This window comes from Microbulbifer sp. MCCC 1A16149 (assembly GCF_050368945.1).
GTDB lineage: Bacteria > Pseudomonadota > Gammaproteobacteria > Pseudomonadales > Cellvibrionaceae > Microbulbifer.
The window spans coordinates 73830-86363 of record NZ_CP185959.1 but is presented as its reverse complement, the minus strand read 5'-3'; the positions used below and the strand labels follow the sequence as shown (position 1 = coordinate 86363).

Here is a 12534-nt window from a genome sequence, read left to right as displayed (position 1 = left end):
GTTCAATCCTTTAAGTCACCAATGGAAGCGTCGGTGAGATCCAGCTCCAGATAGAGTTCGTCCATGCTATCTCCCCTGCGGGCAACAAAGCCGTTGTTTTCAAAAATTGCTAGCATGGGCTTGTTATCCCGACGCACACAGGCAAACATTTTGCCGATCCCCCGCGCGCGCGCGATGGCTTCCATCTCTTTCAGCAGGGTGGTGGCGATGCCTTTGCCGCGGCGGCTTTCCTTGATGACAAAAGCCACTTCACAGCTGTTATCCGCTTCGTAAAAATAATAGCGCCCGACCCCCTGAATCACTTCGCGGCCGCCATCGTTGTCGATAAAACACAGCGCCAGATCACGCTGCTGATCCACACTCACCAGGCTGCAGGACTTTTCCCGCGACATCTGCGTTACATGGTGGTTGTAACGCATCATCAGGGTTTCTTTGTTGTGGGTGTAAAAGAATTCCTGCAGGCGACGCTCGTCCGCGGGGCGCAGGGGACGCAATGTATAACGGATACCGCCAAACGTATAGCGCTTCTGCTCCAGAGGACCCAGCTCGGGTACCCGGGTCGGCGCCTGTTCCTGATACTCCGGCACCCAGTAAAACTCACGGACTTTTTCCAGCAGTTCACGACGAAAATCGGGATGGGCGATACGGATCATTTCCAGGGTTCGCTCACGTACACTTTTTCCGCGCAGGGAGGCGATACCGTATTCGGTCACCACATAGTGCACATGGGCGCGAGAAGTGACAACGCCACCTCCAGGAGTAAGCGAGGCGACAATGCGGGAGATCAACTTGCCAGTTTTATCCCGCGCGGTCGACGGCAGTGCGATGATCGGCTTGCCGCCCTTGCTGAGCGCTGCGCCGCGAATAAAATCCACCTGACCGCCGATGCCGCTGTACAGCACACTGCCGATGGAATCGGAAACGACCTGCCCTGTTAGATCCACTTCAATGGCACTATTGATGGCGACCATCTTGTCGTTGCGGGCAATTTTCACCGGCGAGCTTACGTGCTCTGCCGGATACAACTCCACATGGGGATTACCGTCGACAAAGTCGTACAACATTTTCGATCCCATACAGTAGCTGGTGATGGTCTTGCCCTGGTGAAAGGTTTTCTTGCGGTTATTGATCACACCACTTTTCATCAACTGGGCAACCCCATCGGAAATCATTTCCGAGTGCACGCCCAGATCTTTGTGGTTTCCCAGGTAGCGCAGCACGGCATCGTGCACTTTCCCCATACCGATCTGCAGAGTGGAACCATTTTCCACCAGTACCGACACATACTGCCCGATCTGCTCCACCGCCTGGTCCATCTCCGGTGGTGGTGATTCCGGGATGGGAGCGTCGGCGGCCATCCAGGCGTGAATCTGGTCGCGGTGGATAAAGGTATGTCCGTTGGTGCGCGGCATGCTCGGATTGATCTGGGCGATCACAGTGGTGGCATGTTTTACTGCGGATGACACCACATCGACGCTCACACCGAGGGAACAGTAACCCATCTCATCGGGTGGACTGACCATGATCAGCGCCGCGTCCAGTGGCAGTACATGATCGCTGAACAGTTTCGGCACTTCGGAGAGAAAGGTGGGCGTGTAGTCCGCGCGCCCCTCCGCCACGGCATTACGCACTGCGGTACCGCCGATGTACAGCGCATTGACGGTAAATAGCTCGGCGTATTTGCGCTCGGCCCAGAAATTGTCGGACAGGGTAAATACATGCGTCACCTCAATATCATTGAGGCCGCGACAGTTGGCCACCAGGTCTGCCATCAGCGCATCGGGCACGGCGGCGTGGGAACCGAGGAATATGCGACAGCCGCTTTTCAGCAGCTTGTCCCAACTCCGCGGCTCTCCGGTCTTGGGGTGGGTCAGGGATGACATGCGGGAAATGGTGCCTCCTGTCGAATCTCGCAATAGTATGCAAGACTCGCAGGAGCCACCAGCGAGTGCAACTTTTACCCGGGAACCAGCCCTGTATTCGAGGCTGGAATCCGGACGGGCTCAGCAACCCAAAGCTACTAGTTTTGCGCCAGCCTGCTTTCTACCGCATTGGCGACGGCGCGGGCAGCCCTCTCCATGGGCACCGAAGAAAATCCGTTGCCGAACCAGGCAACCACCAGGTCGTTGTCGGGAGAGACATAAAGGCCCTGACCGTTCATGCCGCCCTTGTACAGATCGCCATCGTGAAATACTGCGTCCCACTGGTAAGCGTTGGCGCGTGGGATCTCATCAAATAGCCGCTTCAGCTTCGGACCAATGTCGCCCTTGAGATAATTTCCCGGCTGTCCCGCAGTCTGGATATCCTTCAACATCGCAGCCGAGACCAGCCGCGTCTCGGACACCTCACTCCAGCTCGGGGTATACAACATGCCAAACTTGGCCATGTCGATCAGGCGCGAGGAAATCAGGCCGTGGATAATGGCGTTCCCCTGCGGCGAAAGGCCAATCTGTGCGTCGCCTTCCATCCCCACCTTCATCCAGATACGCTCGGCAATCACATCCGCAAGACGCTGCCCGGTCACCGCCTCGATGATCAACCCAAGCATTTGCGTATTTGCCGATGAGTACTCAAAGGCCTTGCCGGGCTGGTGCAGCTTTTCGATGGCCAGTAAAGCCTGGTTATGGGTTTGCAACTCGCCATCCGCGTTGGGCAGACCCGCCTCGGCCACCATAAAACGGGCAAAGCTGGAATTCGGGTTGGCCCGCTGTTCCGGCCCCTCTTCCAGGTCCAGACCGGTCTGCATATTCAGTACATCGATCAGCTTGATGCCTTCCCAGGCGGTCCCCTTCGCGGCCGGCACATAGTCCGCCACGGTCTTGTGCACGTCGACCAGCCCCTGCTCTTCAAGCTGCGCAATCAGCAGGCTGGCCACGGGTTTCGCATTGGACATCCACACATGGTTATCGAACGGGCGCATGCCCGGGTATTCTTCATAGATCACCTTGCCGCGGTGAACCACCATTACACCCTGCAGTGGAGAGTCCTGTGCAGTAACCAGATCGTTAAAATTCCGGGTTTTGTCCTGCCAGTTGACTTCAAATGAGTTGAGCCAGGTTGCGGGCTCTCGCGGCAACTCCACCACAGGCCCCGCTCGATAGATGGTCGCGTGGGGAAAGCTTTCCGCCAGGTGCAGATAGGAATAGGCTCCGGCCGGTGTCACGGTCAGGAACTTCGGCAGGCTCCAGTCTGCGCGTAACTGGTAAGCGGTATCCGCAGCATAGCCGCCGGCAACCGCACGCAGATAGGTATTGCTGCTTTCTGCCGATGCGGCACTCATCGCAAGCAATAACCCTGCGCAACAGCCGTGTAAAATTTTCTTCATGATTTTTCCCCTCTCCCAAACAACTTATATAGAGATAGCGAAAAGTAGGTTGTGTTTTCCTGGCGACGCACAACGCTGGCAATAAAAGGGCCATTGATCCGACGCAGATCAACAGCCCTTTTCCATTTAGTCGCCACGCGCAGCGTCGATTTAAAAGCGGTACTTTTTAAAAGCGATACTTCGCTTCCACACCATAGGTTCTCGGCATCGCGTAACCGGCCACATAGGTGCCGAGGAAATCGCGGAAGCTGTAATTCATGTGATCACTGTCCGCCAGATTGCGGCCCCAAAGGTACACTTCCCATTTATCGGCATCGTCCAGCAGGCCAACACGGGCATTAATCAGGTCGAAGCTCTCCATACGATCGAATTCGACATCCACTACGCCGTTACTGAAACCGTCATTATTGCTGGGGTTGATGTAGCGCTCCGAGGTATAGCTGTAATCGGTGCGCAGCAGCACAGTAGCCGCCAGTGCGGGCACGGGAACGTAATACTGAACCCCCAGGGAAGCGGTCACCTCCGGGGCATAAGGCAGGTCGTTACCCGTCGCGTCAGCGCCGTTATCACCGCCACCGGGGAAGTGTGTGAAGCGTGCATCCAGCAGGCCCAGCGCAGCGGTCAGTTGCAGGTTGTCGGTCGCCACATAGGTGGCCTCCAGTTCTGCGCCCTTGCTCTCTACCTCTGCCGCGTTGGTAATCGTCAACGCGGTGCCACCGCCACCCAGCTCGATGTACTGGTTTACCTGATAGTCATCAAAGGTAGAGTGGAACAGCGCCGCATTCAGTCGCAGGCGACGATCGAGCAGTTCCGCCTTGTAGCCCAGCTCGTAGCTCAGCACCGACTCGGTATCGAACTCGATATCCTCAGGGCTACCGGTAAACTGATTGGCGTTGATAAAATCGAGGTTGTAGCCGCCGCTCTTGATGCCGGTTGAGGCGCGAGTGTAGATAAAGTTGTTGTCATCCATCGAGTAATTCAGGCTGATGGTTGGGGAGAAATCCCGGTCACTGCGAGAATCCTTTACCTCGCCTGTAGCAATATTGAAGACACCGGACGCGCTGCCATCGATTGCCCAGTCGACGTCTTTGGTCTCCAGGGAATAGCGGACACCAAAGCCCAGGTTCAGGCGGTCGGTGAGGTCATAGTTACCATTGGCAAATACAGCGAAACTTTCCGTATCGACGGTTCCGCCGTAGGCAACTGCGGTAGAAAACGGGGTTAATCCCAGCATGCCCGCATGCTCCCCGGCCAGCGCATAGCGCTCGGTGTCACTATCCTGGGAAAAGTAGTAAAAGCCCACTACGTAGGACAGCGCCGAATCCGCCGGTGAGGTGAGCTGAAACTCCTGGGTAATCTGGTCGTAGGTGTCGTGATAGGCAGTGTTCACCAGGTCCAGCTCGGTGAAATCCACATCGGTCCCGTAGACCATATCGGTGCTGCGAAAGGCGGTAATCGACTTGAGGGAAAAACCGTTGTCCATGTCGTAATCGACTGTCGCCGACGTGCCCCAGAGTTCTTTGTCCTCTGGAACGGTGCGGTTCTGGTACATCTCGTATTTGTCGTTGCCCTCGACGGGATAACCCGAAGCAAATACGTAGGTAACCGGCTCGCCATTGAATCCCCAGCGATCCTGGGTCATGTAATCGGCGGCGAGGTTGAGTGTCAGGTTATCGGCAAGGTCCGAGCGCAGCATAACGCGTCCGGAAGTGGCATCACGGCCATTGACTTCGTCACCGTTGTACAGGTTTTTAATGTAGCCATCGCGGTCTGTCTTGTTCAGACTGAGTGACAGGGCGGTGTCATCGGTCAATGGCATATTGCCGCGCAGCTGTACTTCGCGGTTATTGAAGTTACCGATATTGATACCGAGATCCAGCGCCTTTTCATTGCCCGGTTTGCGGGAAATCAGGTTCACGGCGCCAGCCACAGTGTTTTTCCCAAACAGGGTGCCCTGTGGGCCGCGCAGAACTTCCACTCGCTCCAGATCGAGCAGTCCCTGGTTGACCGCCGGCGATTGCCCCAGATAAATGCCATCCAGGTATACCCCCACACGCGTATCGAAACCGATGTTGCGGCTGTTGGCGCCGACACCGCGAATGGTTATGCGGGAAGAGAAGTCACTGTCCTGGCTAATCTGGATATTGGGGGCCATCTCACCGAGGTCTTTAACCTCCTTGATACCGCTCTGCTCCATGGCGTTGGCGCTCAGTGCGGCAATGGAGATTGGCACTTCCAGTGCGCGCTCCTGGCGCTTCTGTGCGGTGACCGTGACTTCCTCGAGTGCCGCATTCTGCGCGACCGACGACAGTGACGGTATCAGTGTGGCGCCGCCAATCGCCAATGCCAGCAGGCGAGGAGACGGGGAAATAGCTAAACGGGTTTTCATCGGCACTTTCTCTCAGCTAATTTATTGTTATCTGTAGAATTTTGTCAGGGCGCAGCCCGACAATGTGCTCGATGCTAATACGCCCGTTCCGGGCGTAACTGTCCCAATTCGGACACTCCAGAAAGATCCACCTCAGCTCGTGGACAACAGGTTCTCCAGAGCCTCGCAATCATGGATGGTTAAGCTGCCGTAACCCAGGCTGACCCAGCCGGCCTTCTCCCAGATTTTCAGCTCCTGGTTAATCCGCTGCCGCGTTGTGCCGGCCAGTAGCGCCAGCTCCTCCTGGGAGACACTCAGGGTGACGCCCGCAACACCGGCGCGGTACTCGCTGTAGCCGGTAGCCAGATCCAGAAGCCGTAAGGCCAGTCGCTCCGGTAGTGAACGTATCAGGCTGGCCTCAAGCATACGCAGCGCACTGCGATAGCGCTTGCACACCTGTTTCATAAAATGACTGTATAGCTGCGGCTGGGCATCCAGTAATCCCTGGAACTTGTCTCGGGGAATAAACAGCAGCTGGGCGCTCCCCCTGGCCACCGCGTCACTGGGTCTGGGGCTGTCATCGAAGACCGAAATCTCCCCCAGCCAGCTGCCCTTCTCCAGAATCCCCAGTACCGCGCACTTGCCCTCTTTGCTGTTGATTTCCGCCACGACCGCGCCCTGCAAGATCGCGTACAAGCCATCGGGTTCATCGCCCTTGCTATACAGGTACTGTCCGTCTGCATAGGTTTTTACTTTTGCGTCAGAAATCATCCGCTCAATCACATCGTCCGGCAGGCCCTGAAACCAGTGACTATCCAGCAAGGTTTGTTTTATGCGTTCGCGTTCCACAAACTGCGCTCCATGGGTATTGAGGTGTTCTATCTTACCGTCGCTTGCAACAAAACTGCCGGGATAGCGATACCTGCACTGAATTGGCTGCAACGGTCACGTTTCGGCATGGCGAATCAGGTTGTCGGGGAAACAGTGGACTGGGTATTTGGAGCAGCGGCAGACAGCCGCCGCTCCGGAGGGTGTGGTACTTGAACGCGATCAGGCTTCGGCCATCTGCACCGGAATGGTATTGGTACTGCGCTCAACCCGGTTCTGTTCATCCAGGTAAACCAGCTTCGGCCTGAAGGCATCCGCCTCGGACTCGGACATCTGCGCGTAAGCCGCGATGATAATCCGGTCGCCAACCTGTACCCGCCGCGCGGCTGCCCCGTTCATGGAAATGATGCCGGAGCCGCGCTCCGCCAGAATCACATAGGTGTGAAAACGCTCGCCGTTGGAAACATTGTAGATATCGATTTTCTCGAACTCGCGTAAACCCGCCAGTTCAACCAGATCTTCATCGATTGCGCAGGAACCGTCATACCACAGCTCTGCCTGAGTCACCGCAGCCATGTGCAGCTTGCCTTTCAGCATCTCAATTTGCATAACGGAATGCCCTCACATACTCAAAGAAACGTTATCGATCAGACGCGCGCCGCTGGTATACATGGCGCCCAGCAGCGTAATCTCACGATCATCGTGTGCCGCTGGCTGCAGATCTTTGCTGTTACAGATAGAGAAGTAATCGACCTTGAAACCTGCATCCTCGATCCGCGCTTTCGCCGCATCTTCCAGCGCGGAAAAATCCCGGCGGCCATTTTCGATTTCAGTACGCGCCCAGTTCAGCGACTGGTTGAGTATCGCCACCTTCGGACGCTCCTCCTCGGTGAGATAGCCATTGCGCGAACTCATCGCCAGGCCATCGTCTTCCCGATGTACCGGCGCCGCAACAATCTCCACCGGAATACACAGGTCTTCCACCATACGGCGGATCACCGCCAGCTGCTGAAAATCCTTGATGCCGAATACCGCTTTGTCCGGCTGCACAATATTGAACAGCTTTGCCACCACCGTGGTCACGCCCTCGAAGTGCCCCGGGCGACTGGCTCCGCACAGCACGTCGGTCATGGCCGGGCACACCACACGGGTCTGCTGATCCATGCCGTTGGGGTAGATCTCACTCTCTTCCGGGTGGAACAGGAAGTCACAATCCGCGGCGCGGAGCTTTGCCATATCTTCCTGCATGGTGCGGGGATAGGTATCCCAGTCCTCGTTCAGGCCGAACTGGAGACGGTTGACGAAGATAGACACGACCACCACGTCGCACTGCTGCCGGGCCAGGTTAACCAGCTCGATATGCGCGGCATGGAGGTTGCCCATGGTGGGCACGAAACCGATGGTCTTGCCATCGCGGCGGGCCTGACCCAGCGCATCGCGCAGGCTGGCCACATGGTGAAAGACTTGCATTGCCGGGGTTCCGCCAGAGGTTTACACGGGCGGCATATTACCTCCCGCCGCCAGCGGGAACAAATTGCATGACTGCCGCTGAAAACATTGGTCAGATTCGGTTTTCGCGACGCAGTTAACAATTCGCTCTATCCGGTTCAGGAAGGATTCAGTGTACACAGGGCAAACTGGCTCCCATATTCACAGAAAGCCCCGGCAACGGGCCTGAAAGCCGCCCCAGCGGCTGCGGAGAGCGACCATGAAAACACTGATAACTGCCATCACCACCGCCAGCCTGCTGCTGACCGCCGGGCCGGTACTGGCGGACAGGGACGATCGCCACCACAAGAATGACCACAGCCGCAAGTTCGTTCAGCAACAGCGGGACCGCAACGAGCGGCACCACAACAAGATCCGGGATATCGAGAACAAGCGCCGGGATGAACGCAACCGTCGCCAGGACCGCGCCCATGCCCGTGACGACCGCCGCCAAAACCAGAACCGACAGGGTGGCAACCGCGACCATCACCGTGGCAAAGATGATCACAAATACCTGAAGTACGTGGGCTACGACCGCCGCTACGACAAAAACCGTCACGATCGTAAACATGATCGCAAACATGGGCGGGGGCACGATCACGGTTACAGGGGGGGAGATTACGGCCATCACAGACCGCACCGTCCGCACCATCGTCCGCACAAGCACCGCTGGCGTCCGGCACACTACGGCTACGGCTATCGCTGGAAGCGCCTGCCCACAAGTTATATCAGCCTGACCTTCGGCGGTCTCGGTTACTACTTCAGCGATGGCATCTTCTACCGCCCCTACGGCGCAGGCTATGTGGTCGCCGAGGCCCCGATCGGCGCCTTTGTTCGCACCCTGCCCGGCGCAGCCATGAGTGTGAGTTTTAACGGCCTGAGTTATTACGTGGCCTACGACACTTACTACCGCTGGGATCATCGTCGCCGCGGCTATATGGTCGTCGCCAACCCCGGATTTTTCTAAACCGGAAGCGCAGCAAACCGTTCTCACAGGAATCGTATTTCTCCCAACCCCAACAACCGAATGAAAATTCGGTTATTACCCCTGGCGACTCTCCGGAGTCGCTTTTTTTATTCCCGCCTTTCAACCACCCCACACGCCAACTTCCCAACCGACCCCCACCCTGCCATTCCAGTCAGACTTGGCAATTTATACGCCAGTAAGTTGCGCATAAATAAACAGAGCACAAAACCGAATAAAAATTTAATTTTTACCTTTTAAAAAAGGCAAAATTTCTTTTCTATAGTTATTGCTTTCAACTAAGACTGGCCCCAAGATTCGCGCCCCTGACGCACCCCGGGAACTGTTTCCGGAATACACTCTCAGAGCACCCAAGGATTCCCCAACTTAAAAAGGCGCCATGAAACAACAACAGATCGAAAACTGGACCTGCGAAGACTCCGCAGAGCTCTACGGCATCCGCAATTGGGGTGCTGGTTATTTCAATTTGAACCAGTCTGGTGAGATCACGGTTGAGGTAAAAAACGACGCCGGTGATCTGCATGCTGTTTCCCTGCTGGACATTGCCCACGGTGCTACCGAACGCGGCCTCGGCATGCCGCTGCTGGTGCGTTTTGAGAATTTGCTGGACGCGCAGGTGGCGCGCATCAACAACTCTTTCCGCAGCGCGATTGAGAGCAGCGGTTACAAGAACGTATTCCGCGGCGTTTTCCCGATCAAGGTGAACCAGCAGTGCCAGGTAATCGAAGAGATTGCCCGCGCCGGTCGCCAGTTCGGCCATGGTCTGGAAGCCGGCAGCAAGGCGGAGTTGATCGCGGCGCTGTCGATTCTCGACAATACCGACGCGCTGATCGTGTGCAACGGCTACAAGGATGAAGAGTTCATCAACCTGGGCCTGCAGGCCCAGCGCCTTGGCGTGCAGGTTTTCTTTGTGGTGGAAACTCCGTCGGAAGTGGACACCATCATCCACTGTGCCGAGCGCGAGCAGGTAGAGCCCAATATTGGTGTGCGGGTCAAACTCGCCAGTAAAGTGGGCGGGTACTGGAATGCCACCAGCGGCGACCGCAGCATCTTCGGTCTCGGCAGTAACGACCTGATTGCGATGGTCGACAAGCTGCGCGACCACAAGATGCTGCACTGCCTGAAACTGCTGCACTACCACCTGGGCTCGCAGGTACCGAATATTCGCGACATCCGCACCGGGGTTCTCGAAGCCTGTCGCTACTATGCCGATCTGGTAGAAGAAGGCGCCGCCATGGGCTATCTGGACTTGGGTGGCGGCCTGGCGGTGGATTACGATGGCTCCAAGACCAACTACACCCACTCCAAAAACTACTCGCTGGACGAGTACTGCGTGGATGTGGTCGAGGCCATTATGGGTACCCTGGATAGCGAGGGCGTGGAGCACCCGGTGATCATTACCGAGTCCGGCCGCGCCACGGTAGCCTATTCGTCGGTGTTGCTGTTCAACATTCTGGATACCACCAGTTTCGAGCCGATCGAGCTGGAAGAAGACAGTATCGGTGACGACGCACACCCGATGCTGAAGAACCTGCAGGATGCGTTGCAGAGTGTGACACCGAAGAATCTGCAGGAGAGCTACAACGACGGTCTTTACTACCGCGATGAGATTCGCGCGCTCTACCTGCACGGCCAGGTGAGCCTGCGAGATCGCGCACTGGCGGAGAACCTGTTTTTGCAGTGCGCACAGCGCATCCGCAAACTGCTGGACGAAGTGGATCAGATTCCGGTGGACCTGCAGGCACTGCCGGAGGTGCTGTCCGATATTTACTACGCGAATGTGAGTGTGTTCCAGTCGCTACCGGATATCTGGGCAATCGATCAGCTGTTCCCGCTGCTGCCGGTGCACCGTCTGGACGAAGCGCCGACCCGCTCGGCGATCATTGCGGACATCACCTGCGACTGCGACGGCAAGATCGACCGGTTTATCGATCGACAGGACGTGCGCAAGACCTTGCCGCTGCACCCGCTGAAGGAAGGCGAAGAATATATCCTGGGTACCTTCCTGGTGGGCGCTTATCAGGAAACCCTGGGAGATCTGCACAACCTGTTTGGCGATACTAATGTGGTGAGCGTGCGTATCGACGATGAGGGACAAGTGGATTACAGTCGCGAAATTCACGGCGACAGTATTGCCGATGTGTTGAGTTACGTGGAGTACTCACCGCAGGATCTGTTCGAGCGTTTCCGCAAGCTGGCAGAAAAGGCAGTGAAGGAAAAGCGCATTACCGCGCAGCAGCGTAAGGATATTTTGCACACCTACACTGCGAGCATGAGTGGGTACACCTACTTCGAGAAATAATGTATTGGTTTCCCCAATATCAGGATCAGGGAGAAAAAAATGGCCAACGTTCTGATAGTAGGCGCCGGTGGCGTCGGTCAGGTGGTTGCACACAAGTGCGCGCAGGTTGAGGAAGTTTTCGAAAATATTACCCTCGCCAGCCGCACCAAATCGAAATGCGACAAAATCGCCGATATGCTGCCGCGCAAAATCAACACCGCGGAAGTGGATGCCGATAACGTCGGGGAAATGGTCGCGCTGATCGAAAAGGTCAAGCCGGACATGGTCATCAACGTGGCCCTGCCCTACCAGGATCTGCACATCATGGATGCCTGCCTGGAAACCGGCGTGCACTACCTGGATACCGCCAACTACGAACCGCCGGAAGAGGCCAAGTTCGAGTACAGCTGGCAGTGGGCCTACCAGGACAAGTTCGAGAAAGCGGGGCTGATGGCACTGCTGGGCAGCGGTTTTGACCCCGGTGTAACCAGTGTATTTACCGCGTATGCGAAGAAGCACCACTTTGACCGCATCAAGACCCTGGACATTCTTGACTGCAATGCCGGTGATCACGGCCTGCCGTTTGCCACCAATTTCAACCCGGAAATCAACATCCGCGAAATCACCGCGAATGGCCGTTACTGGGAAGATGGCAAATGGGTCACCACCAAGCCCATGGAAGAAAAGCGGGTATTCGAATTCCCGGAAGGCATTGGTGAAAAGGATCTGTATCTGCTGTACCACGAAGAGCTGGAATCCCTGTCCAAGCACTTCCCGGAAATCGAGCGCGCGCGCTTCTGGATGACCTTCGGCGCCAGCTACCTCAAGCACCTTGAGGTGCTGCAGAATGTCGGCATGACCAGTATCGAACCGATCGAATTCCAGGGACAGGAAATTATACCCATCCAGTTCCTGAAGGCGCTGCTGCCAGACCCGGCAAGCCTGGGCCCGCTGACCAAGGGCAAGACCTGTATCGGCAACATTATCAAGGGTGTCAAAGACGGAGAAGACAAGATTTACTACGTCTACAACATCTGCGACCACCAGGCAGCCTATAAGGAAGTCCAGTCCCAGGCCATTTCCTACACCACCGGCGTGCCCGCCATGATCGGCGCGAAGATGATGATGGAAGGCAAGTGGATGAAACCCGGCGTGTGGAATATGGAACAGCTGGACCCGGATCCGTTTATGGATGACCTGAACAAGTACGGCCTGCCCTGGCAGGAAACCTGGCTGGATAAGCCTTTCGTGTAATGCCC

General features: G+C 56.5%; 9 protein-coding genes. 3 read left to right on the top strand and 6 right to left on the bottom strand.

Annotated elements, in window-relative coordinates; all coding sequences use genetic code 11:
• Nucleotides 1–2 precede the first annotated feature (2 nt).
• The 6 genes from ACONT6_RS00340 to panC all read right to left on the bottom strand — a co-directional run bounded on the left by ACONT6_RS00340 (nt 3) and on the right by panC (nt 7991).
• Complete coding sequence (locus ACONT6_RS00340) at nt 3–1883, bottom strand: GNAT family N-acetyltransferase (protein ID WP_428819922.1); 1881 nt, start codon at nt 1881–1883, stop codon at nt 3–5.
• Nucleotides 1884–2020: 137 nt separating this feature from the next.
• Nucleotides 2021–3325, bottom strand: coding sequence for a serine hydrolase domain-containing protein (locus ACONT6_RS00335; protein WP_428819921.1), 1305 nt, complete (start codon nt 3323–3325; stop codon nt 2021–2023).
• A gap of 166 nt (nt 3326–3491) precedes the next feature.
• Nucleotides 3492–5714: a TonB-dependent receptor gene (locus tag ACONT6_RS00330; RefSeq protein ID WP_428819920.1), complete on the bottom strand. Its 2223-nt coding sequence runs from the start codon at nt 5712–5714 to the stop codon at nt 3492–3494.
• A 132-nt stretch (nt 5715–5846) separates the two neighbouring features.
• Nucleotides 5847–6542 carry a Crp/Fnr family transcriptional regulator gene (locus ACONT6_RS00325; protein ID WP_428819919.1) on the bottom strand — a complete coding sequence of 232 codons (696 nt, stop codon included), beginning with the start codon at nt 6540–6542 and terminating at the stop codon, nt 5847–5849.
• A 201-nt stretch (nt 6543–6743) separates the two neighbouring features.
• Nucleotides 6744–7130 (bottom strand): aspartate 1-decarboxylase, encoded by a 387-nt coding sequence (panD, locus tag ACONT6_RS00320; protein ID WP_428819918.1) that lies wholly within the window; start codon nt 7128–7130, stop codon nt 6744–6746.
• Between the two features lie 12 nt (nt 7131–7142).
• Nucleotides 7143–7991 carry a pantoate--beta-alanine ligase gene (gene panC, locus ACONT6_RS00315; protein ID WP_428819917.1) on the bottom strand — a complete coding sequence of 283 codons (849 nt, stop codon included), beginning with the start codon at nt 7989–7991 and terminating at the stop codon, nt 7143–7145.
• A 238-nt stretch (nt 7992–8229) separates the two neighbouring features.
• Between panC and ACONT6_RS00310 the strand changes: the two genes are divergently transcribed.
• The 3 genes from ACONT6_RS00310 (at nt 8230) to ACONT6_RS00300 (ending at nt 12529) form a co-directional block, all read left to right on the top strand.
• A complete protein-coding gene (locus ACONT6_RS00310) occupies nt 8230–8976 on the top strand; it encodes a DUF6515 family protein (protein WP_428819916.1) in 747 nt (248 codons plus the stop codon).
• A 397-nt stretch (nt 8977–9373) separates the two neighbouring features.
• Nucleotides 9374–11296 (top strand): biosynthetic arginine decarboxylase, encoded by a 1923-nt coding sequence (gene speA, locus ACONT6_RS00305; protein ID WP_428819915.1) that lies wholly within the window; start codon nt 9374–9376, stop codon nt 11294–11296.
• A gap of 39 nt (nt 11297–11335) precedes the next feature.
• A complete protein-coding gene (locus tag ACONT6_RS00300; protein WP_428819914.1) occupies nt 11336–12529 on the top strand; it encodes a saccharopine dehydrogenase family protein in 1194 nt (397 codons plus the stop codon).
• Nucleotides 12530–12534: the final 5 nt, after the last annotated feature.